Genomic DNA, 21,553 nt, shown 5'->3' with positions numbered 1-21,553 from the left:
CATGTCCGACATCGAGCAGAACAAATCCGAGCAGGCAACCGCCTACAAGCTGGAACAGGCGCGCAAGAAAGGCATGATTCCGCGCAGCCCGGAACTTGGCATGGTGGTGAGCCTCGTCGCCTGCAGCCTGTACCTGTCGGCCTGGGGCGGCGACCTGGCGGCCCGGCTCGCCACGCGTTTCGCGCGTGCGTTTTCAGTTGCCGGTACGGTCGGGGCCAATACCGGCACGCTGAAACACGAAGCGGCCGCGCTCATCCTGGATTCCGCGCGTGCCATCGCACCGCTGATTGGGGTCGCGGCTGGCGGCGCACTGGTGGCGACGCTTGCACAAACCGGCCTGCTGTTCGCGCCCAAGGCATTGAAGGCGGATTGGTCGAAGCTGAACCCGGTGCAAGGCATCAAGCGCTTGATGTCGATACAGATGCTCATCGACGCGCTGAAGGCGTGCGTCAAGATGATCGTCTATACGGCCATCGCCTATTACACGATTCGGGACACCGTTGTCTCGGCCGCACACGCGACGGCGTCCGTGTCCGATCTTGCCGGCGCGCTGCTGCATGAAACGCTTCGACTGATCGGGCATCTGCTCGCGGCGGCGATCGTCTTCGCCGCGATCGACCAGATCCTGGTCCGGCGCGCATTCGCACGGAAGATGCGCATGAGCCGGTACGAACAGAAACAGGAGATCAAGCAACGGGAGGGCGATCCGAGAATCAGGCAGCGTCGCAAGCAATTGCAGCGCGAACTGCTGCAGCGTGCGCAGAGCATGCGCAACGTGCGAGGCGCCGATGTGCTCGTCACCAATCCGACGCATTATGCGATCGGGCTGCGCTACGATGCGACCGAAATGACCGCGCCGCAGGTCGTCGCCAAAGGTTCCGGAGAATTCGCGCGGCGCCTGAAGAAGCTTGCGTTCATCTACGGCGTGCCCGTGATCGAGTCGAGGCAATTGGCGCGCGAACTGCATCGTTACGGGACGGTCGAGCGCGAAGTGCCCGGCGCGATGTATCGGGATGTCGCATCGGTCTATCTGAAGATCAGGCGGCACCCGGCCCGCGCGGAGCAGCGCGCATGAATGCCCTGATGCGTCGTCACGCCGACCTCGTGCTGGTGTTCGCCGTGGTCGGGATCCTGCTGATCCTGTTCACGCCGATCCCGTCGGTGATGCTCGACCTGCTGATCATCGTGAACTTCTCGTTCGCGTTCACGATCCTGCTGCTGACGTTCTATGTCACGCGCCCGGTCGATTTCTCGACCTTCCCGTCGCTGCTGCTGATCGCGACGCTGTTTCGGCTCGCGCTCAACATCGCGGCCACGCGTCTGATCCTGTCCGGCGGCGAAGCCGGCCAGGTCATCGGCGCGATCGGCGAATTCGTCGTTCAAGGGAATTTCGTCATCGGGCTGATCATCTTCTTCATCCTGATCGTCGTCCAATACGTGGTCGTGACGACGGGCGCCCAGCGTGTGTCGGAAGTGGCCGCACGTTTCGTGCTCGACGCGATGCCGGGCCAGCAGATGAGTATCGACGCCGACCTGAACATGGGGCTCATCGACCAGGATGAAGCCAAGCGGCGGCGCAAGGCGCTCGAAAAGGAAGCCGGCTTCTATGGCTCGATGGACGGCGCGAGCAAGTTCGTCAAGGGCGACGCGATTGCCGGCATCATCATCATGCTGATCGACATTTTCGGCGGCTGGGCGGTCGGCGTCGCGCAGATGGGCATGTCGCTCGGCGACGCGTTGCAGAAGTTCACGCTGCTGACGATCGGCGACGGCATCGTCACGCAAGTGCCGGCGCTGATCATCTCGGTGGCCACCGGGATCATCGTGACGCGCTCCGCGTCGGACGGCGAACTGAGTAACGAGGTATTGAACCAGCTCGTGCGCTTTCCGAAGATCCAGGTGCTGGTCGCGGGCGCTCTCGTCGGCTTGCTCGCGCTTCCCGGAATGCCGAAGTGGCCTGTCCTGCTCATCGCGCCGGCGATCTTCTGGGCCTGGTGGCTGACGCGGCAGCCACGCGCGATCGAGGACGAAACGCAGAGCGACACGGGCATACCCGAAGGCACCGTCGAAGCGCAAGCCGCGGTGCCGGCAATCGAGGTCGGGCTCGGCGCCGAATTGTCCCGCGCGTGGATTCCGCAACAAAGTCTGCTGGCCGACCGTATCGCGGCATTCCGCAAACAGTACGCGGAAGACATGGGCGCGACGGTGCCGGCGGTCGTCGTCCGGGACAATGCGCAGCTCGGTTCGAACGACTATCGCGTATCGCTGTACGGCAACCGGTTCGGCGCCGCCACGCTGTATCCGGGCAAGACGCTGGCGATCAATCCATCGCCCAAGGGAGACGCGCTGCCCGGCATCGCGACGCACGATCCGGCGTTCGGCTTGCCCGCGATCTGGATCGACGGCGACCTGTTGGCACGCGCGAAAACGGCCGGCTATTCGACGGTCGATCCGCTCACGGTGTTGATCACGCACGTGACGGAAATCGTTCGCGCCAATATCGCGACGCTGCTGTCGCGCACCGACGTCGTCTCGCTTCTCGAGGGCGTGCGAACCCGTTCTCCCGGACTGGTCGAAGAGCTGGTCCCGCACCTCATGTCGGTGAGCGATATCCAGTCCGTCCTCCAGGGATTGCTGACGGAAAACGTGCCGATCAGGAATATCGACCAGATCGTCGAAGTGCTCGCCGATGCGGGGCGCCACGAGAAGGAGCCGGCGCTGCTCGTCGAGCGCGTGCGACAGAAGCTCGGCCACGGGATTTGCCAGCGCCTGCAGGGCGACAAGGACGCGCTCGCGGTACTGACGCTCGATCCGGTGCTCGAAAACGCCATTGCGCACAATCTCCAGGGCGCCGACGGCACCGGCGCGTTCGTGCTGGATCCGCGTCTCGCCGAATCGCTCCTCGCGCGGCTTGCCGGGCAAGTGGAGTCGATGTTGCGCCAGAACCTGTCGCCCGTCCTGTTGTGCCGCCCCGAGCTGCGGCGCCACCTGAAGATCTTTTCCCGACGCATCGCGCCGCATCTCGCCGTCCTGTCGATGAACGAAATTCCGCACGTCATCAACCTGCGTTCGTTCGCGATGGTATCCGTCGATGCGCCGCAAGCGGTCGCGCCGGTTCCGCGCGCGGCCTGATCGTCGTCATTCAACGCTTACGGATACCCGGCCATGGATAACCTGATGACCCTCGCTGTCGGCCTGATCGTTTCCGAAACACGGCAGGTCGAAACGGCCGCGCAGAACATCGCGAATCTCGCGACGCCCGGCTACAAGCGCGAAATCGCCTTCTCCGACCTCCTGTCGCGGGAAGGCGCGTCCCCGGCCGCGCCGGTCGTGCCGACGAACCGGGCCGTGGCAAGCGACTTCATGCCGGGCAAGCTGGTTCATACCGGCAATCCGCTCGACCTGGCACTGGGCGGCGGCGGCTTCCTCGAGGTATCGACGCCCGAAGGGCCCGCCTTTATCCGCGGCGGCACGTTCCAGCTGGACGCCGGCGGCCGGTTCGTCACGCAGCAGGGCTGGGTCCTGCAGAGCGCCGGCGGCGGCGACGTCAGCGTCCGTTCGTCCGACTGGAAGATCGCGTCCGACGGGACGGTGATCGACGACGGCAACGCCGTCGCGGTGATCGGCACGGCCTCGTTCGGCAATCCCGGAAAACTGACCCGGCTCGGGAGCGGCCTGTACCGGGCGGACGGCGTCCAGCCGGTCGAACTGGCCGACCCGCGCGTGCTGCAAGGCTTTCTCGAGGCCTCGAACGTGTCGAACGGCAACGAGATGGTGAGGATGATGGAAGCCGTGCGCCGCATCGAATCGGGACAGAAGCTCGTCCATACCTACGACGACATGATGGCGACCGTCTTGCAACGCCTGGGAGACATGTAAGCATGAACAACGTTTTCTATATCGGCGCGACAGGCCTGAACGCGCAGCAGACTGCCGTGGACACCACGGCAAACAACATTGCCAACATGAACACGCCCGCCTTCAAGCGCAGCGAGGTGGCGTTCTCCGCATTGCTGACATCGGCGCCCGCGTCGTTGACACGCGAGTATGCGGGCGAGACGTCCGCGGTTGCAGCGGGTGTCGCGGCGACCACGATGCTACCGGTTCTGACGGCGGGCGAGCTGCATCCGACCGGCAACGCGCTCGATCTCGCGGTCCGAGGGGACGGTTTCATCGAGCTGGCGTCGGATGCCGGACAGACGATGCTGTGGCGCGGCGGCACGCTTCAGGTGGGAGCGGACGGCTATCTGACCGCGACGAACGGGTTGCGCCTGCGCGCGATGATCTCGGTACCGCGCGACGCGTCCGCCGTGACGATCTCGCCCACCGGCCAGGTTCAGGCGCTCGTGACCAGCCAGTCCGATCCGATCGATCTCGGCGAAATCGAGTTGCTGATGCCGGCCGACGCACGTTCGCTGGAGTCGGCCGGCGGCGGCCTCTATCGTGTCCGCGATGAAGGTCAATCCGTGTCCCGCATGCGTCCGGGCGAAGACAACGCAGGGTTGCTCGCGCAAGGCTTCAGCGAGGCGTCCAACGTGTCGCTGCCCGACGAGCTCGTCGGGCTGATGCTCTATCAGCGCGCCTATGCCGCAAATGCGCGGCTCGTTCAGGTCGGCGACGAGCTGATGTCGATCGCGAACGGGCTGAAGCGATGACCGATTGCGTGATGTCGGCTTCCTGTTCCCGGAAGGGGCGGCGTGCGATCGTCGCGGGCGGGCTGTGCGCGCTCCTGGCCGTTCCGCTCGCGCCGACCGCGGCGGTGCCCGGGGCCCCGCTGCAACTCCATTCGCCAGTCAGGATCGACGGTGCGCCGGTGCTGTTGTCGGATGTGGCGGACCTGACTCCATTGCCCGCTGCGCTTCGAGAGCGCGCTGCGCGGCTTGTCGTGCTCGCCCCCCTGCCGTCGCTGTCCGGTGCCCGCATCGATGCCCGGCGGCTCGTCGAATCGGCACGCAGGCAGATGCCGATCCTGGCGCCCTGGCTCGATGGGGTCTCCGGGCAGGAGATCGAAATCGTCCGCCGAAACGGCATGCCGGTCGTCGCATCGCCCCCTGCACGATCGCCTTGCGTCGAACTGCTGCACGCGCTCGACACCGGTTCCGCGCCGACACCCGCAGCGTTCCGCCCGGCAACCTGCAGCGACAGCGAACGCCCGCGTGCCTGGCGCTACGACACCGCCACACACATCGTGCGCGCCGCCCGTCCGCTCGATGTCGGGGAGATCGTCGTGAAGCCGCCGCGTCAGCGAATCGCCTCCGTCCGGCGCGGCGAAATCGTCACACGCCGTGTCCAGGTCGGCGCAACCACCGTCGTGCGCCACGGCGCGTCGCTCGCCGACGCCGCGGAAGACCGTTCCGTCATCGTGCGGACCGTCGACGGCGAGACGGCCTTGTGGCACGCGGATTCGACCGCTCGGAGGCAATGATATGCGGCGCGTCCTTCCGCTCACGATCCGTCTCGTGCTGGCTTGCGTGCTCGTCCCGCCGGTCGCGGCATCGGCTGCCGATCTCTACCAGGGCGCGTCCTATCAGTCGCTGACCGCCGACCGGCGCGCCTCGAAACCGGGCGACATCGTCACGATCCTGGTGTACGAGAACTCGAGTGCGAGCAACAGCGCCGACACGTCGACGAAGTCGAACGTCGGGCTGCAGGGCAGCATCTCGACGATGTATGCCGGGCAAAACGAAGTCCAGTTCGGCGTCGGCGACAACTATGGCGGCAAAGGCCAGATTCAGCGCGCCGGGAAGCTGCTCGCCCAGTTGAGCGTCAACGTGGTCGACGTGACGCCGGCCGGCGACCTGCTCGTCGCCGGCGATCAGGCGATCGACGTCAACGGCGAAAAGACCCGGATTCGCCTCGAGGGGCGTGTGCGGCCAGTGGATATCGCCGCGAACAACACCGTGCTGTCCACGCGCCTCGCCGACGCGAAGATCGACTATGTCGGCGAAGGCTTCATCACCGACCGGTCGAAACCCGGTCTCATTCCGCGATTCCTCGCGTGGCTCGGATTATGGTGAAACGCATCGCATCGCGGCTCGTGTGCGCGCTGGCAACCGGCCTTGTCAGCATCGCGACGCTCGGCGCGCCGGCGGACGTCCGCCTCAAGGATCTCGGCCGCTTCCTCGGCTGGCGCGACAACATGCTGGTCGGGTACGGCGTGGTCGCCGGTCTGTCAGGCTCCGGCGACACGCCGCGCAACCTGGCCACGCGCCAGGCCATGACCAACATGCTGTCGCAGTTCGACCTGAACCTGACCCAGGAGCAACTGCAGAGCCGCAACGTGGCCATGGTCATGATCACGGCATCGCTGCCGCCGACGGCCAACGTCGGCGACAAGATCGACATCAACGTAACGTCGGTAGGCGACGCCCGCAGCCTGTCCGGCGGCACGCTGATCATGACGCCGCTGCGCGGCCCGGACCGGCGTGTGTATGCGCTGGCGCAGGGCCCGCTGACGGTCGGCGGCTATCGCTACGACGCCAACGGCAACATGCGTATCAAGAACCACCCCACCGTCGGCATCGTTCCCGAAGGGGCGACGGTCGAGGTGCCGGTGAGCGCCGATCTCGTCAATCACGACGGCTACCTGACCTTCGTGCTCAAGGAGGCGGACGCGACCACCGCAGAACGCACGGCCGACCGCATCAATCAACTGCTCGGCCTCGACACCGCCCATTCGATCGACGCGAAAACGATCCGGATTCGCGCACCGCACGCCGACGCCGGCCTGAATCGCTTCGTCGCGCAGATCGAAACGCTTGCCGTCGCGCCGGACCGGAGCTCGCGCGTCGTGATCAACGAACGCACCGGAACGGTCGTCGCGGGCGGCGACCTGCGCATCGCGGCGATCACGATCTCGCATGGCGACATCAGGGTGTCGGTCGCAACGCAGTACAACGCATCGCAACCGGGCCTGATCGGCGTTACGGGACCGAACGTGCACAGTCTGGTCGTCGGCAACAGCGAAATGCGGGTCGACGAACCGGGCCAGACCGTCGCTGGGTCGTTCCCGCGCGGCAGCGTCGGCGAACTCGTTCAGGCGCTCAGGTCCAGCCATGTCAGTACGCGCGACGTCATCGCGATCCTGGAAGCCATCAAGGCCGCCGGCGCGTTGCATGCCGACATCATCGTTCAATAAGGAGAATGCTCGTGCCGATCGATCTGGTGACCGCCGTCACCGCGAAAGCGCTCGATGGCCTGTATGCAAGGCAGGCCGCGACCGCGCAGAACATCGCGAATGCCAACTCGGCCAACTATGCGCCGCTGCGCGTGTCCTTCGAAGCCGAATTGCGCGATGCGGCCGCAGCGCGCACGAACAACGACGCCGCGGACCGTCTCGCCCGCGTGCGCGCCGTGATCCCGCGCATCGACACGCCGCTCCCGGTCGACGGAAACGGCGTGCGCGTCGACAGCGAAATCGCGACGGCATCCGAGACATCGGCACGCTATGCGATGCTGATCGGCATGCTCGACCGAACCCTGCAGCTTCGACAACTGGCCATCAAGGGAGCCTGAGCATGAGCGATTCCATCTTTGCGATCGCCCGCTCCGGGCTCGACGTCGAACACCAGCGCATGGAGATCATCGCGCAAAACATCGCCAACGCCGGCACGACCCGAACGGCGACCGGCGAACCGTATCGCCCGCTGCGCCTCGTTTCGGGCCCGCGCGTCGGCGCGTCGTTCAACGATCACCTGCAGGCCGGCGCTCCATCGCCCGCGGCCGGTCTGGCCGGCGTGCAGAGCTACGGGATCGAGCGTGTCGACGCACCGGCCCGGCTCGTCCACGACCCTGCCCATCCGCACGCCGACGCGAAGGGGTTCGTTGCCTATCCCGGCATCGATCATGCAGGCGAGATGTCGCTGATGGTGCAGACCTTGCGTACCTACGAGGCGGATACCGTCATGTTCAACGCGGCCCGCTCGATGTATATGCGCGCGCTCGAACTGGGGAGTCGCTCATGAGCATCGACTCCGTCGAATCCGTTCAGCCGCTGCCGCCGGCTTTCGCCACGCAGGCGTCGCTGTCGCCACGGCTGGTCGATCGCCCCGGCTTCGCCGACTGGCTGTCCGACGGCGTGACCCGCGTCGATCACGCGGTCGTCGCTGCCGACCGGGCAGTCGCCGGGTTCGCACTCGACGGCTCGACGCCGCCGCATCAGGTGATGATGGCGCTCGAGGAAGCCAGGATGTCCTTGCAGTTCGCGTTGCAGGTTCGCGCGCGGCTCGTCGAGGGCTATCAGGAACTCATGCGGATGCAGCTGTAACCGACTCCCATCATGACATTGCTATCCCGCTATCGCGCCCGCTTCAGCGACGCGCCTCCCGGCCGACAGCTCGCGTGGATCGCCGGCCTCGTCGCGCTGATCGCCGCCGTCGCGTTCGCCGGCTACTGGGCGCTGCGCCCGAGTTATCAGGTGCTGTTCAGCGATCTCAAGCCGCAGGACGCGGCTGCGATCATTGCCGAACTGGAACGCCAGAAAGTGCCGTTCCGTATCGACGAAGCAAGCCATGCGATTCTCGTTCCGGACGGCGACACGCGCGCCACGCGCCTGAAGCTGATGAGCGCCGACCTGCGCCTGCGAGGCACGGTCGGATTCGAGCTGTTCAACAACTCGGATCTCGGTCTGACGGATTTCGCGCAGAAGGTCAATTATCAGCGCGCGCTTCAGGGCGAACTCGCGCGCACGATCATGTCGCTGGACGAGATCGACATGGCACGCGTGCATCTGACGCTGCCCGAATCGTCGATCTTCCGCCGCGTCGACGATCGTCCGAAAGCTTCCGTTGCGCTGTTCGCGCGCGACGGGCAAACGCTCACGCCAGATACGATCGGCGGCATTCAGCGCCTGATCGCGGCCGCCATCCCGCAGATGGCGCCAGCCGACGTGACCGTGGTCGATCAACGCGGCGGTCCGGTCAATTCGCGCGAATCGGACCTGGACGATCCGCATTACGCGCTCAAGCATGCGATCGAGCGGGAATACGTGCGCAAGATCACCGGCCAGATCGCTCCGCTGATCGGGGCGCTGCACGCCACCGTCAGCGTCGACGCCGCGCTCGATTTCGATCAGGTACGCACGACCCGCGAGTCCGGCATCAGCCAGCCGATCGTGAACGACAATGGCACGGTTCCGGCGCTGCCGGCCGGCAAGCAGGCACTGCCGCCGGCCGGCCTGCCGCCGTTGCCGTCGCCTGCTGCCGCCAATGATGGAACGCGCAGCGAGCGCAGGGTCGAACAGATCGTATCCGCACCGGGGGCAATCAAGCGCCTGAGTGTCGGCATCGTCGTCGACGGTGCGTTGCCGGACGACGCGCTGGAACGCTTGAGGACCGTTGCAAGCGCGGCCGTCGGCGCCAATACGGCGCGCGGCGATACCGTTTCGGCGTTTGCCAGCCGGCGCGCGGCACATCCGTCGTCGTCGCAACTCCTCGCGCCCGTCCCGGTTGTGCCCGGCGACCACGCCGCTCGTCCAGCCCATCCCGCCCATCCCGCGAACTCGACCTACGTGGCGGTCAAACGCGACATCAAGCGGATCATTCGCGAACTCGATCCGCTCCGACCGCTCGTCGGCTATCTCGGCGTGACCGGACTGATCTCCTTCGTCGTGCTGCGGCTCGTGCGCGGCGCATGGGTGAAACGTCGCCGCACCCGGCTGCTGAGCGAATCGGAGCGGGAGCGGTATGTATTGCGATTGCGCACACTGCTTGCCGACGCACGAGGCCAGCATGGCGGCTGATTCCCTGTCTCGACACGATCGTCGTCTCCGTGGCGCAGTGGCGCAACTGGCGCACCGCCCGATGGCCGACATCGAGGCCGTCTGGCATGCGTTGACCGACGACGAGCGTGCGCAACTGGGGCCGCTGCTGGCGGATGCGGCTGCGGCGCTGTCCTCGGTGGCACTCGAGCTTGTCGCGGCACCGCCGACAGAGCCGCCCGATGGCCAGGCAGATGCCCCGCACGAGGACGGCATCCCGGCCGTGCTCGCGCGACTGGCGGGTCATTGGCCGGATGCATTGCTGATGCGTGCCGTCCGGTCGTTCGGCAGCCAGCAGGTCGATGCATTCCTCGCGCAGGTTCCCGTGGACCGGCGCGAAACGTTGTCGCGCCAACCTGCGACGCCACCACTCACCTCGCGCGCGCACGAGGCGTTGATGCAACGGGCGCGCCAGGCAGCAGACACGCTTTCGGCGCCGGCACCGACGGAAGACACGGTTGCCGACACGGCGCGTACGACATGGGCCCGGCGTCTGGTCCGTAGCTTTCGCAAGGGGCGTGCGTGATGGCGATCATCAAGGCCGGTCGCGTTCTGTTGACCCCTGAGCGCGCGATGCTGCCGGACCGGCAAGGCGCGACACGCGAACACGGTACGGCCGTCCCGTCGCCCGGCCCGGCTCCGTGCGTTTCCGATGAATCGGTCCGCGACGATACCGCCGTGCGGGAACGGGCCGCCCTGAACGCACGCATCGCCGAACTCGAGGCGCGGCTGGCGGAACACGAGGCCGCGCTGGAATCGCATGTGAACGACGCGTTCGAACAGGGCGCCGAAACCGCTCGTGGCCGGTTCGTTCAGGCTGAGGCCGAGCGGGTCGCGTTGTTGCAGAAGGCTGTCGACGCTGCGCGAGGCGAGTTCTCCCGAAAGCTCGACGCGCTGGACGCGCTTGCGACCGAGATCTCGCTGGCGGCGCTGGAACGCGTGCTCGGCAATCCGGACGACTACGCGCGTCTCGTCGTCGCCACCGTTCGTCATCGCATGACGACGATCGCCGAGGGATCGATGCTGGCCGTCCGCGTCTCGGCGACCGACTTCCCGGATGCAGGCGCGCTTGAGCAGATCGACGCGGGATCGCATGTCGAACTCGTTGCCGACCCAGCGTTGCAGGCAGGCGCCTGCTTCATTGATCTTCAGCTCGGGCGAATCGACGCAAGCATTCCTGGCCAGCACGCGCGGACCGCCAATCTGCTGAGCGGAGGACCTCGCGATGACTGACGCCCGGATCGCTCACCCGGCCCTCGCCGCCCTGCGTCATTTCGATCCGGTCATGCAGTTCGGTCGGGTCACGCGCATCATGCCGACCTTTCTGGAAGCTGACGGCCCCGGCGTGCCGATCGGCGCCCTGTGCGCCATCGGACCGGATACCGCGCGTCCCCGGTTCGCGGAAGTCACGCGGGCTGAACGCGGGCGGGTCACGCTCGCCCCCTACCAGTCCGTCGCGTCGATTCGCGTCGGCGACAGCGTCCGCGCCGTCCATGCCGACGCCACGCTCGCGGTCGGCGACGCCTATCTGGGCCGCGTGATCGATCCGTTCGGTCACCCGCTCGACGGCGGCCCTGGCGTCCCGACCGTCGAGCGCTGGCCGCTCGCGGGGCGCGAAACGCAGCCGCTCGACCGCATCTCGCCGACGGTCCCGCTGCCAACCGGCATCCGCGCCATCGACACGATGCTGACGCTGGGCGTCGGGCAACGCGTCGGGATCTTTGCCGGCAGCGGCGTCGGCAAGACCACGCTGCTAGCCGCGCTTGCCCGTCACGTCGACGCCGACGTCTGTGTTCTTTGCCTGGTCGGCGAACGCGGTCGCGAAGCGGAGGAGTTCTGGCAACGGGCGTTGTCGGACACCGCGCGCGCGCGTTCACTGATGGTCGTGGCCACGTCGGATCAACCTGCCATCCTGCGCGCGCGCAGCGTACTGGCCGCGCTGGCGCATGCCGAATATTTCCGGGCGCAGGGCAAGCACGTGCTGCTCCTGCTCGACTCTGTCACCCGCTACGGGCTCGCGCTTCGCGAGATCGGCCTTGCCGCCGGCGAGCCGCCGACCGTACGCGCCTATACGCCGGGGGTGTTCGCGGCCCTGCCCAAGGTCGTCGAACGCTGCGGCGCGTTGCGCGGCCACGGCGCGATCACCGCGCTGATGACCGTGCTCGCGGAGACCGACGAAATCGACGATCCGATGGCGGAAACCATGCGAGCGTTGCTCGACGGGCATATCGTGCTGACCCGCGCACTCGCCGAACAGGGACACTTTCCGGCTATCGACGTCATGCGCAGCATCAGCCGCGTGATGCAGCACGTCGCGTCCGATACGCAACGGGCGCTGGCGTCGCGGGCGCTGGCCGGCCTGTCGCTGTACGAAACCTCACGCACGCTGATCGAAGCGGGTCTTTACGTGTCCGGAAGCAACCCGCCGCTCGACAACGCACTGCGTGTTCGGCGCGACCTTATCGCGTTCCTGAGACAGGACGTCGGAGAGGCCGTCCCACGGGACGATGCGCTGGCGGCGCTGGCTCGATTGCTGGAAGACGTCGCATGAAAACGCGCGCCCGCCTCGACCGTGCCCATGAAATCGCCAGCCTGCGCAAGTTGCTGCGCCAGCGTGCGTTGACCGACGCAGCCGGCGCACAGGCGCTGCGCGACGCCGGACGCGAGCGCGAGTCGCGTGCCGTGGCCGCACGCGATGCCCATTTTGCCGCGTGGCGCGCCGCAGTCGGCACGGCGGGTCAGCTCGTTCCGGCGCTCCTGACCAACTTTGCCGGCGCAATCGCCGGACTCGCCGCCGAATGCGACACCGCACGCGCGCAGCAAATTCAGCGGCAGGCAGCACTCGATGCATGCCTGCAACAGCTGACGCAGCACGACCGGCTCGCGGAACTGGCAAACGAGCAGGTCGCGGCGGCCGAAGGGCAGTATCGCCGGGCACTTGACGAGCGCCGCATGGCGGAGCGCGAAATCCGGTCCACAGCCACGATGGAGGATCGATGAAAGTCGACGGACAGACCTTATCGGCCACCGGTCCGGCTCGCCACCGATCCGCGCCGGCCGACACGGAATCGAAGAATGCCTTCGGGCAACTGCTTCGCTCGCTGGAGCGGGACGTATGGACCGGTGCATCGCAGCCGGTGCGACCGGGTCGTGAAGCCGGCATGCGCGCCGCGCACTCACGCGAACCGGCGGCGACACGTTTGCAGCCGACGGGCATGGCGGATCGTACCTCCAACGAACGCCCCGATATCGCCGACGGCCGGCACCCTGTCAGCGACCGTTGCCGTATCCCTTCCGTCGTGCCGGAGACGCCCGCACCGGCGCTCGATTCGTCCGCCCGCGCACGGCGCGACGCATCGCCCGCCGTGCTCGCCGGCTCGCTCGACACACTGTTGCCCGTGCCGGAGCGACGCGGTGCGCCTGGCTCCCGACCCGCGTGCGGCGATTCCGGGCCGGAATCTGGCCTTCCATCGATCGCTCGCTCGGCATCGTCCCGGCCTGCGACAGCCGCCGAGCCGTTTAGCGTCGTCGTCGCGAATGGAGACGGGGGCGTGACGATCGCGCTTCGTGTCCGGCTGCCCCGCGACGACGACCTCGAAGCCCTCGCACTGCATGCCTGGCAGGCGCTGCGTCGCTACGGCATCGGTTCCGCCACCCTGCTGGTCAATGGTATCGACCGCAACCTGACGATTCCAGGAGAACAAACCCATGGCGATTAACCCGGTTGGCGCCTCGTCCGATCTCGGTAACCGGATCGATTCGATCGGCCTCGACATGCAATCGCTGCTGCAGATCATTCTGACGCAGCTCACCTACCAGGACCCGTTGAAGCCGGTCGACAACTTCGAGTTCGTGTCGCAGCTCGCGCAGTTCACGTCGCTGGAACAGACGCGCCAGATGACCGACAAGATCGACAGCCTGCTGTCGGTGCAGTCCGCCACGCAGACGTTGGGGCTGCTCGGGCGCAACGTGGACGTGAAAACCGACTCGGCCACGCTGAGCGGCGTGGTGAAGAGCGTGTCGTTCAAGGATGCGCAACCTCAACTCACGATCGAAACGTCCGACGGTCAGTTCCTGACCAACGCGACCGTCACGCAAATCGTGTCCGTCCGATAACCCGCGATTCAGGAGAACGACGTGCTTGAAAGCATCTACATTGGAATGAGCGGCCTGACGGCTTACTCGAAAGGATTGCAAACCATCAGCAACAACGTCGCCAACCTGAATACCGCCGGTTTCAAGACGTCTTCCCCGCAATTCGCCGATCTCTACTACGGGCAGCAGTTCGCGCGGAGCGCGCCGGGGAAATCGAACGCGATGTCTCTCGGCAGCGGCGTCGAATATGGCTATGCGTCTCTGAACTTCACACAAGGCGACCTGCGTGCGAGCGGAGGCCAGCTCGATCTCGCGATTCAGGGTGACGGCTTTCTTACGCTGCTCGACGGCGAGGCCGTTCGCCATGCGCGAACCGGGCAATTCGCCGTGCAGGACGACGGCACCATTCGAGACAAGGCCACTGGCCTGAAGCTCGCGGCGCTCACGTCGTCGGGCAGTCTGGGTGAACTGTCCATCGCCGGCAAGCAAGTCAGTCCGCCCCACGCGACGAGCGTCGTGCAGTTTTCGGACAACCTGTCGACGGGATCGACCAGTTTTTCGATTCCGAACGTCGACGTCTACGATGCCAACGGCGGCGTGCATACGCTCAAGATCGATTTCGAGCCCGATTCGCGCATCATCCCCGGTCGCTGGAAAGTCTCCGTCTCCGACGAGAACGGCATTCCCGTCCAGGAAAGCGCGTTGCAGTTCATCGGCGGCATCGTCGAGCCGGGTCGCGACAAGATCGACGTGACGCTGCGCCCGGCCGACGCTCCGGCACTGACCGTCACGCTCGATTTCTCGAGCGGCGTGACGAGCTTTTCGGCGGGCAGCACGTCGACCTTGCGGGTCGCCACCAAGGACGGATACACGGCCGGCACGCTGGCGTCGTTGAGCATCGACCAGGACGGCCTGCTGGCGATCGGCTATTCGAACGGCCAGACCGCCACACTCGACGCGGTCGCACTCGCCAGTTTCGCCAACCCGCAGCAACTGATCCAGATGGGCAACGGCCTCTTCGACGGCACGCACGCGGCGACACCCAACTACCGGACCAGTAAGGGGCCCGGTGTCGGCACGCTCATTTCAGGTGCGACCGAAGCGTCCAACGTCGACCTGTCGACCGAGTTCGGCCGACTGATCCTGATCCAGCGTGGCTACCAGGCGTCGTCCCAGGTCATCAGCGCCGCCAATGAAATGATCATGCAGCTGTTCCAGATGCGAGGGCAGGGATGAGTACGCAGCCCGTCGCATGGCGTCCCGACAGCGAGCGGGATCTGGTCGAGGCCCGCACCTGGCTGGATGGTGCGTTGGCTCAGTGGCAGACGCGCTGGTTCGTCACCGCTACATTTGCCGTCGATGATGTCGTCCGGGTACCGGCGGGTATGCCGCTTCCCGAGCATGACGGATATACCTGCCGCGCGCACGCCGACGGCGTGCGATTCGTGTCGTCGCCCGACGCCGACCGGCTGCTGGCGGAAGCTGTCTATGCGATCGACCGTCGGACGTTTTGCGCTCCGGGCTGCCACGACGCGCTGACCGCCATCGCGACAACGATGATCGATGAACTGGCCGACCTGCTTCGGTCGGCGTCCGACGCTTCGTCGCGAGCGCCGGCCGGCTGGCGGGCCCACGAGCAGGGCGAATCGATTGCCACGCCGCCCAGATACGGCGCGGTCGAAATGAGCATCGTGTCGACGAACGGTTCGCCGCTGGCCAAAGTCGCTTGCGACGTCACCCGGATTTGGACGCTGGCCGGAACGGCCGGTACGCCAGGCAAGGTGCCGCCGCCCGGCGAAACGGTCGTCCCGCGCGTCGTCGCGCTCGACGACAGCCCTGTCGCCCTGTCGGTAAGGCTCGGCAGATGCCGCCTGACCGCCGCCGAACTCGCCACGCTCGCCATCGGGGACGTCATCCCGCTCGATCAGGCGCTGGACGCGCCCGTCACCCTGACGATCGACGGCACCTCGATGCCCGTCGGCACCGGCACGCCAGGCCGCACGGGTACTTCCCTCTCCTTTCAATTGACGTCGCTTTCGACGCCCGCCGCCTCATGACGACACATACGCTCCCGCAACGCTCGACGGTCACGCGCGTGACGCTTCCGGAACATCAACCCGCCCCCCTCGACACCGACGCGAATCGTCCCGCGCTCGGCCTGCTGGACGACGTGAAGGTCGACATCGACGTTCGCCTCGGCCGTGCCACCCTGACCGTCAAGGATATGCTCGCACTCCAGACCGGGGCCGTGATTGAGCTCGAGCGGGCCGTCGGCGCCCCCGTCGACGTCCTGTTGAACGGCAAGCCGATCGCGCACGGAGAAATCGTCGCGGTCGACGGGAATTTCGGCGTCCGCATCCTCGGCATCGCGCCGGCCTGCTGATGAGCCTGACCTCGTCATCCTGGCTGGCGCCCGCCTCCGGTGCCGCCGCGGCACGCTATCCCGATGTCGATTGGGGCCATGTCGCGGCTGCGACGCTGCTATGCATCGGGCTCGGCATCGCCGCCATCCTGATGTTGCGCAAACGCCTGCTGCATGGCGCGATGTCCCGTGCCGCGCCGGCATCCCGCATGCGCATCGTCGAACAGACGCGCCTGGCGCCACGCACGACCCTGCATCTCGTCGAGTACGACCGTCGAATCGTGATGCTCGTCACGGATGCGACCGGCGTCAAGGTGCTCGATGCACATGATCTCGATCCGGATTGCTGATATGCGACCACGCGTTCCGATTCATGGCGCCCTGATCGGTCTGGCGTTGCTTGCGTGTCTCGGCCCAAGCCTGGCGCACGCTGCGACCGGCGCAAGCGTCGTCGCGCCGCTGTCGCTGTCGGGGGCGGCGGATCTGGCCCGCACCGGGCAGAGTACATCGGAAGCCGTTCGCATTGCGACGCTGCTCACCGTGCTGAGTGTCGGGCCCGCGCTCGTGGTGTCGATGACCGCGTTCATCCGGATCGCCATCGTGCTGTCGATGATTCGCCATGCGTTCGGCATGCCTGAAACGCCGCCTACGCCCGTGCTGATCAGCCTTGCGCTGTTCCTGACGATATTCGCGATGCTGCCGACGCTGCAGACGATCAATCACGACGCATTGCAGCCGTTCATGGACGGCCGGATCGACCTGAAATCGGCCATCGACCACGGCAGCGGACCGATTCGCGACTTCATGCTGCGGCAGGTTCGCGAGGACGAGCTGCAGCTGATGTACGCGCTTTCGCATCAACCGCTGCCGGCAACGCCGGCCGACGTGAGCCTGTTGCAATTGACACCCGCGTTCATCCTCAACGAATTGCGCGTGGCATTTCAGATCGGTTTCGTGATCCTGCTGCCGTTCCTGCTCATCGATCTCGTCGTATCGAGCGTCCTGCTTTCGCTCGGGATGCTGATGGTGCCGCCGGCAACGATTTCGCTGCCGCTCAAGGTGTTGATGTTCGTACTGGTGGACGGATGGGGGTTGATCCTGCGCGGCGTTCTGGGAAGCTTCAAATGACGCTCCCCGCCTCGGCCGAACCATCGTCGGCGACGACCGCGGACGAATCCGTCGAGCAGCGGCTGTGGCATGCCGTTCTCCACGACCGGTGTGCGACGTCCCGAGAGCGGCTGTTCGATCTCCACCTGCCGTACGCAACGGCGCTCGCGGGGCAACTGTACCGAAGCCGCCGCCATGACGACGTCGAGTTCAGGGACTATCTGCAGTTCGCCTGCATCGGGCTCCTCGAAGCCATCGATCGCTTCGATGTCGCTCGCAGCACCGGTTTCAGAACCTTTGCGACACGACGGATCCAGGGCAACGTGCTCGACGGCGTGGTACGGCTGAGCGACGGGCAGGAGCAGGTCGCGTTGCGAGCGAAGATCCGGAAAGAGCGGCTCGAGTCGCTCAACGAACCCGGCGGAACTCGGACAATGGACGCGTTTCAGGCATTGGCCGGACTGACGATGGGGCTAGCGATCGGCTTCGTCCTCGACGAAACCGGGATGATCGATCGCTCGTCGAGCGTCGCGCCGGGAAACCACGATCATGCGTATCGGACGCTTGCATGGCGCCAGACCAAGACGCGATTGAACGACGCAATTGCCGACCTCCCGGATCGAGAACGCAAGATCGTGCAGCATCATTACTTCCACGGCCTGACTTTCGATCAGATCGGCGACATTCTTGACCTGACGAAAGGACGCGTATCGCAGATGCATCGTGCCGCGCTGGCAAAGCTCCGGAACAACGTCGGCACCATCGAAAACCTCTACCTCAAGACATGAATCCCATGACCGAAGAACTGAACGCCGTGTCTTTTTGTCCCGATAGCGCAATGGCCGATGTCCTGAAAGCGATGCAGGAACCCGGTGCCTCGTCACTGCAAGCATTGACCGGAACGCTGGAGACGTGGTCGTCGGACCCGCGTCTTCACCTGTTGCGTGGCGCGACCTACGCCAGTCAGCACGATTATGCGCATGCGAAGACGGATTTCATCGCAGCACTGACGCTTGCACCCGATTATGCGGTCGCGCGGTTCATGCTCGGCTTTCTGGAGCTGACAAACGGGGAAGTCGAACTGGCCCTGCACGCGTGGGCGCCCCTCGATGCGCTACCGGCCGATGACACATTGCGCATCTTCAAATCGGGGCTGGTCGAGCTGGTTCACGACCGTTTCGACGATGCACTTCGCCAGTTGCGTCTGGGTATGGTGTCGAATCGACGGTATCCGCTGATCAATCACTATGTCGCGGCCGTGATCGAGAAAATCGCCGACCCGTTGGCGCAGACGGAGGCCTCCGTCGATCATGTGCCGGAGTGGGTTGCCGGGAATCGATATACCCCGCCGTCCAAACCGTAAGGCTTGCGAATCCCATGGCTTCCGGTCCCATGATCGATCAAATCAGTCAGTTGCTTCATCACGAGCTTTCGAGGAAATCGCGGCAGGTTGCGGAGAAAGTCCGAGCGGAATCCGCACTCACGGGGCGGACGCGTCAGCAAGAACCCAAGGCCGCCGATCCAAATGCGGTTCTGCGTGCGCGAATCGATCACCTGAAGCAGTCCGGTGTCGTCGAAACTCCCGTGCTGATTCGCGCCGCCGTCGAGTACATGCTGAAACGGGAATTCGGTGACAGACTCGCAAACTTGTCGTCGTTTCAGGAAATGACGGATTGGGTGACCGCCGTCATTCTCGACGATCCGGCGAGCAGGAGCGCCCTCGCCGATCTGCTGAAATTGTGACATCGTCCGACCGAAACGTACCAACAGCCCCATCATCTGGAGCCGCGAACGACTGACGGGCCGGAGTCGAACCTCCGCGATTTCCGCGCATGAATTCGCGCGGAATTCGCGACGACAGCGCCGCCAGCTTCATCGCACTTCACCGCCCCCCGGCTGCGCCACCGCCAGCGCAAACTCGAACACCGCGCCGCGCCCGTCCCGGTCGACGAGCCGAATCCCGCTGCCGTTGAGCGCCAGCATCCGGTGCACGATCAGCAGCCCGAGCCCGCCGCTCGTCGCCGCGCCGCCGCTCATCGGCCGCTGCGGCCGCTGGAACAGCCCCGCGCGCCGCGCCGGCGGAATCCCTTCGCCGGTATCCGACACGGTCACCACCACGCGATCGTCCAGCGGCGTCAGCGCGACCTCGACCTCGCCGTGCTGCGGCGTGTGCCGCAAGGCGTTGTCGAGCAGATTGGTCAGCACGCGCTCGATCATCCCGAGATCGGCCGACACGACCGGCACGCGCGGCGGGATCCGCGCATGCAGCGCGATGCCGCGCGACTGCGCGGCCAGTTCGAACTTCTGGAATACGTCCTGCACGAGATCGACGAGCGAGAACGGCTCGCGCTCGGCCTGCACGCCGCCCGATTCGAGCCGCGCGAGTTCGAACAGCGCCTGCGCGAGCCGCCCGACCTTCGTGCTCTGTGCGAGCGCGATCGACAGGTAGCGGCGGCGTTCGGCCTCGGCGAGCGTGTCGGACTTCAGCGACAGCGTTTCCAGATAGCCGTGCAGCGACGTCAGCGGCGTGCGCAGGTCGTGCGAGATGTTGGTGATCAGTTCGCGCCGCTGCTGGTCCTGGCGCGTCAGCGCGCGCCACTGGTCGCCGATCCGGTCGGCCATCTGCGCGAACGCGGATTCGAGCACCGCGATGTCGTCGCCGCGCCGGCCCGGCGGCGAGCGCGGCACCGGCGGCTGCGTGTCGGGCGCGCCGTTGGCGTCGAAGCGGCGCATCGCATCGGTCAGCCGGCGCAGCGGGCGCGTGATGAAACTGAACGCGGTCAGGCCCGCGAGCAGGCCGAGCAGCGCGACGACCGCCATCGACCACAGCGTCGTGCGCAGCACGTTGCCGGCGTCGACGCGCGCGGCCAGCCGGTCATGCGCTTCGCCGAGCAGCACCACGTAGATATAGCCGGACGGCGACTGGCCCGCGCGCTGCAGCGGCGCGGCGCTGAACACCTTGCGCGCGTCGGGGCTGCGCGGATCGTCGCCGAGGATCGGCAGCGGCTCGCCCGCGATGAAACGCCGCACCGGCGCGAGGTCGACGCGATCGCGCTTCACGTGGCCCGGCGGCGCGTCGTCGCCCTTGATGCGCCCCGCGTTGTCGAGCAGGTACACCTCGACGCTGGGGTTCACGCCCATCAACTGGCCGAACAGCGTGCGCACGGCGTCCGGGCGCAATCCGTTCGCGTCCATCAGCGGCGTGCTGCCCGCGATGTGCGCGGCGAGATCGCGCGACAGGCCCTGCACGACTTCCTTCTCGCGCATGTCGTTCGCGCGGATCTGCAGCCACGCCGACACGCCCGAGCACGCGAGCAGCAGCACCGCGAACACGCACGACAGCCGCTGGGTGAGGGTCAGTTTCATCACGTGTCCCGCTGGTCCGGCGCGGCGAGCTTGTAGCCGCGTCCCCACACGGTGAGGATCCGCGCGGGCTCGGCGGGATCGGCCTCGATCTTCGCGCGCAACCGGTTGATGTGGGTGTTCACCGTGTGTTCGTAGCCCTCGTGCTGGTAGCCCCACACGGCATTGAGCAGATCCATCCGCGAGAACACCTTGCCCGGGTGCCGCGCGAAAAAATACAGCAGGTCGAATTCGCGCGGCGTGAGGTCGATGCGGGTGCCGTCGACGGCGGCTTCCCGCGCGATCGGGTCGATCGACAGCCCGGCGATGTCGAGCGTGCCCGCGTCGATCCGCGAATCGCGCGCGAGCGCGTCGACGCGCCGCAGCAACGCCTTGACCCGCGCGACGAGCTCGAGCACCGAAAATGGCTTCGCCAGGTAATCGTCGGCGCCGAGTTCGAGGCCGAGGATCCGGTGCACTTCGCTCGAGCGCGCGCTGGTGATGATGATCGGCGTGTAGCGCGCCATCGCGCGGGCGCGCCGGCAGATTTCCAGGCCGTCGACGCCCGGCAGCATCAGGTCGAGGATCAGCGCGTCCCAGTTGCCCTGTTCGAGCAGGCGCAACCCTTCCGTGCCGTCGGCGCTGTGCACGACCTCGTAGCGCTCGTCGCGCAGGTGCAGGCTCAGCACGTCGGCGATGTCGGCATCGTCTTCGACGATCAGGATGCGTTTGGGGTGGTCCATGGCGGTCGGGGGCGGCAGGTCGGCGGCCGTCTTCGGTCTCGAACGGCGGTTCTGGCCGGCCAGGGTCCGGCAAGCCGGCCTGCCCGGGGCGAATCGCGGCGCAACGCCGCGCTGTCGCCATTGTGCAAAATTTTGCCGGTGGCAGGG

General features: G+C 66.4%; 27 protein-coding genes. 25 read left to right on the top strand and 2 right to left on the bottom strand.

Annotated elements, in window-relative coordinates; all coding sequences use genetic code 11:
- Position 1: 1 nt before the first annotated feature.
- The 25 genes from U5771_RS23360 (at position 2) to U5771_RS23240 (ending at position 19,064) form a co-directional block, all read left to right on the top strand.
- Positions 2 to 1,075 (top strand): EscU/YscU/HrcU family type III secretion system export apparatus switch protein, encoded by a 1,074-nt coding sequence (locus U5771_RS23360; RefSeq protein ID WP_322026149.1) that lies wholly within the window; start codon positions 2 to 4, stop codon positions 1,073 to 1,075.
- Positions 1,072 to 3,132, top strand: coding sequence for a flagellar biosynthesis protein FlhA (locus U5771_RS23355; protein ID WP_322026148.1), 2,061 nt, complete (start codon positions 1,072 to 1,074; stop codon positions 3,130 to 3,132). Before U5771_RS23360 ends, U5771_RS23355 begins: the two co-directional genes overlap by 4 nt.
- A 45-nt stretch (positions 3,133 to 3,177) precedes the next feature.
- On the top strand, positions 3,178 to 3,879 hold the full coding sequence (locus U5771_RS23350; protein ID WP_322026147.1) for a flagellar hook-basal body protein: 702 nt from the start codon (positions 3,178 to 3,180) through the stop codon (positions 3,877 to 3,879).
- Between the two features lie 2 nt (positions 3,880 to 3,881).
- The gene (locus tag U5771_RS23345; RefSeq protein ID WP_322026146.1) at positions 3,882 to 4,655 is read left to right on the top strand and encodes a flagellar hook-basal body protein; all 774 of its coding nucleotides are present in this window, start codon (positions 3,882 to 3,884) and stop codon (positions 4,653 to 4,655) included.
- Positions 4,652 to 5,425 (top strand): hypothetical protein, encoded by a 774-nt coding sequence (locus U5771_RS23340; RefSeq protein WP_322026145.1) that lies wholly within the window; start codon positions 4,652 to 4,654, stop codon positions 5,423 to 5,425. Before U5771_RS23345 ends, U5771_RS23340 begins: the two co-directional genes overlap by 4 nt.
- A gap of 1 nt (position 5,426) precedes the next feature.
- The gene (locus U5771_RS23335) at positions 5,427 to 6,017 is read left to right on the top strand and encodes a flagellar basal body L-ring protein FlgH (RefSeq protein WP_322026144.1); all 591 of its coding nucleotides are present in this window, start codon (positions 5,427 to 5,429) and stop codon (positions 6,015 to 6,017) included.
- Positions 6,011 to 7,138, top strand: coding sequence for a flagellar basal body P-ring protein FlgI (locus U5771_RS23330; RefSeq protein WP_415859426.1), 1,128 nt, complete (start codon positions 6,011 to 6,013; stop codon positions 7,136 to 7,138). The genes U5771_RS23335 and U5771_RS23330 overlap by 7 nt, the downstream gene beginning before the upstream one ends.
- Positions 7,139 to 7,149: 11 nt before the next feature.
- On the top strand, positions 7,150 to 7,515 hold the full coding sequence (locus U5771_RS23325; RefSeq protein ID WP_322026142.1) for a hypothetical protein: 366 nt from the start codon (positions 7,150 to 7,152) through the stop codon (positions 7,513 to 7,515).
- A gap of 2 nt (positions 7,516 to 7,517) precedes the next feature.
- Positions 7,518 to 7,964: a flagellar basal body rod protein FlgC gene (flgC, locus tag U5771_RS23320; protein WP_322026141.1), complete on the top strand. Its 447-nt coding sequence runs from the start codon at positions 7,518 to 7,520 to the stop codon at positions 7,962 to 7,964.
- Positions 7,961 to 8,266 carry a flagellar hook-basal body complex protein FliE gene (gene fliE, locus U5771_RS23315; RefSeq protein WP_322026140.1) on the top strand — a complete coding sequence of 102 codons (306 nt, stop codon included), beginning with the start codon at positions 7,961 to 7,963 and terminating at the stop codon, positions 8,264 to 8,266. Before flgC ends, fliE begins: the two co-directional genes overlap by 4 nt.
- A gap of 12 nt (positions 8,267 to 8,278) precedes the next feature.
- On the top strand, positions 8,279 to 9,739 hold the full coding sequence (gene fliF / locus U5771_RS23310) for a flagellar basal-body MS-ring/collar protein FliF (RefSeq protein WP_322026139.1): 1,461 nt from the start codon (positions 8,279 to 8,281) through the stop codon (positions 9,737 to 9,739).
- A 61-nt stretch (positions 9,740 to 9,800) separates the two neighbouring features.
- A complete protein-coding gene (locus U5771_RS23305; protein WP_322026138.1) occupies positions 9,801 to 10,283 on the top strand; it encodes a hypothetical protein in 483 nt (160 codons plus the stop codon).
- Positions 10,283 to 10,990, top strand: a complete 708-nt coding sequence (locus U5771_RS23300; RefSeq protein WP_322026137.1) for a hypothetical protein — start codon at positions 10,283 to 10,285, stop codon at positions 10,988 to 10,990. Before U5771_RS23305 ends, U5771_RS23300 begins: the two co-directional genes overlap by 1 nt.
- On the top strand, positions 10,983 to 12,308 hold the full coding sequence (locus U5771_RS23295) for a FliI/YscN family ATPase (RefSeq protein ID WP_322026136.1): 1,326 nt from the start codon (positions 10,983 to 10,985) through the stop codon (positions 12,306 to 12,308). Before U5771_RS23300 ends, U5771_RS23295 begins: the two co-directional genes overlap by 8 nt.
- Positions 12,305 to 12,757, top strand: a complete 453-nt coding sequence (locus tag U5771_RS23290; protein WP_322026135.1) for a hypothetical protein — start codon at positions 12,305 to 12,307, stop codon at positions 12,755 to 12,757. The genes U5771_RS23295 and U5771_RS23290 overlap by 4 nt, the downstream gene beginning before the upstream one ends.
- Positions 12,754 to 13,476, top strand: a complete 723-nt coding sequence (locus U5771_RS23285) for a hypothetical protein (RefSeq protein ID WP_322026134.1) — start codon at positions 12,754 to 12,756, stop codon at positions 13,474 to 13,476. The genes U5771_RS23290 and U5771_RS23285 overlap by 4 nt, the downstream gene beginning before the upstream one ends.
- Entirely contained in the window at positions 13,466 to 13,873 is a 408-nt protein-coding gene (locus U5771_RS23280) for a flagellar hook assembly protein FlgD (RefSeq protein ID WP_322026133.1), read from the top strand. The genes U5771_RS23285 and U5771_RS23280 overlap by 11 nt, the downstream gene beginning before the upstream one ends.
- 21 nt (positions 13,874 to 13,894) lie before the next feature.
- The gene (locus U5771_RS23275; RefSeq protein ID WP_322026132.1) at positions 13,895 to 15,088 is read left to right on the top strand and encodes a flagellar hook-basal body complex protein; all 1,194 of its coding nucleotides are present in this window, start codon (positions 13,895 to 13,897) and stop codon (positions 15,086 to 15,088) included.
- A complete protein-coding gene (locus U5771_RS23270; protein ID WP_322026131.1) occupies positions 15,085 to 15,909 on the top strand; it encodes a FliM/FliN family flagellar motor switch protein in 825 nt (274 codons plus the stop codon). The genes U5771_RS23275 and U5771_RS23270 overlap by 4 nt, the downstream gene beginning before the upstream one ends.
- Before the next feature lie 38 nt (positions 15,910 to 15,947).
- The gene (gene fliN / locus U5771_RS23265; protein WP_322026130.1) at positions 15,948 to 16,235 is read left to right on the top strand and encodes a flagellar motor switch protein FliN; all 288 of its coding nucleotides are present in this window, start codon (positions 15,948 to 15,950) and stop codon (positions 16,233 to 16,235) included.
- Complete coding sequence (locus U5771_RS23260) at positions 16,235 to 16,564, top strand: flagellar biosynthetic protein FliO (protein ID WP_322026129.1); 330 nt, start codon at positions 16,235 to 16,237, stop codon at positions 16,562 to 16,564. Before fliN ends, U5771_RS23260 begins: the two co-directional genes overlap by 1 nt.
- Entirely contained in the window at positions 16,542 to 17,342 is an 801-nt protein-coding gene (gene fliP, locus U5771_RS23255) for a flagellar type III secretion system pore protein FliP (RefSeq protein WP_322026128.1), read from the top strand. The genes U5771_RS23260 and fliP overlap by 23 nt, the downstream gene beginning before the upstream one ends.
- Positions 17,339 to 18,109 carry a sigma-70 family RNA polymerase sigma factor gene (locus U5771_RS23250; protein WP_322026127.1) on the top strand — a complete coding sequence of 257 codons (771 nt, stop codon included), beginning with the start codon at positions 17,339 to 17,341 and terminating at the stop codon, positions 18,107 to 18,109. Before fliP ends, U5771_RS23250 begins: the two co-directional genes overlap by 4 nt.
- Before the next feature lie 5 nt (positions 18,110 to 18,114).
- The gene (locus U5771_RS23245; RefSeq protein ID WP_322026126.1) at positions 18,115 to 18,684 is read left to right on the top strand and encodes a hypothetical protein; all 570 of its coding nucleotides are present in this window, start codon (positions 18,115 to 18,117) and stop codon (positions 18,682 to 18,684) included.
- A 29-nt stretch (positions 18,685 to 18,713) separates the two neighbouring features.
- Positions 18,714 to 19,064, top strand: coding sequence for a hypothetical protein (locus tag U5771_RS23240; RefSeq protein ID WP_322026125.1), 351 nt, complete (start codon positions 18,714 to 18,716; stop codon positions 19,062 to 19,064).
- Between the two features lie 129 nt (positions 19,065 to 19,193).
- Here the strand turns inward: U5771_RS23240 and U5771_RS23235 are convergent, their stop codons facing one another.
- Together U5771_RS23235 and U5771_RS23230 are read right to left on the bottom strand one after the other, a co-directional pair.
- Positions 19,194 to 20,687, bottom strand: coding sequence for a HAMP domain-containing sensor histidine kinase (locus U5771_RS23235; protein WP_322026124.1), 1,494 nt, complete (start codon positions 20,685 to 20,687; stop codon positions 19,194 to 19,196).
- A complete protein-coding gene (locus U5771_RS23230) occupies positions 20,687 to 21,406 on the bottom strand; it encodes a response regulator transcription factor (protein WP_322026123.1) in 720 nt (239 codons plus the stop codon). The genes U5771_RS23235 and U5771_RS23230 overlap by 1 nt, the downstream gene beginning before the upstream one ends.
- Positions 21,407 to 21,553 lie beyond the last annotated feature (147 nt).

The organism is Burkholderia sp. BCC1977 (assembly GCF_905339595.1).
Lineage (GTDB): Bacteria > Pseudomonadota > Gammaproteobacteria > Burkholderiales > Burkholderiaceae > Burkholderia.
Note: the sequence above shows the minus strand (reverse complement) of the source record. Positions and strands in the feature narration are given on the sequence as shown.